This is a genomic window from Vogesella mureinivorans (assembly GCF_007644035.1).
GTDB lineage: Bacteria > Pseudomonadota > Gammaproteobacteria > Burkholderiales > Chromobacteriaceae > Vogesella > Vogesella mureinivorans.
Map to the genome: position 1 here is coordinate 1 of NZ_VMTV02000601.1, position 282 is coordinate 282.

The 282-nt window shown below is 46.8% G+C and carries 1 pseudogene; it reads right to left on the minus strand.

The window, feature by feature from the left end:
* Positions 1-282 (minus strand): annotated as a pseudogene (locus tag FLQ44_RS16465) (threonine ammonia-lyase, biosynthetic); the annotation flags it as partial.

The following is a 282-nucleotide window of genomic DNA, read 5'->3' on the forward strand; positions in this document are numbered from 1 at the left end:
GACAACGATTAGCCCGTAGTCTGCGACATTGTTGAGGTAGTGGAACATACTAATATTCAAGTTTGGACTCATAGAACCGACGAACTTCATTAATGCGCCGGGACGTTCGGGAAACTCGAAGCGATAAAGCAATTCATCGCAAGCGAGGGGAGAACGTCCGCCAACCATGTGACGTAAGTGCAGTTTTGTCAGTTCGTCATCGGTTAAGTCAAGAGTTTTGAACCCGCAAGCTTCAAAACTTTCTGCCATCTTTGCAGCATCGGCACGGTTTTGAATTTGCAC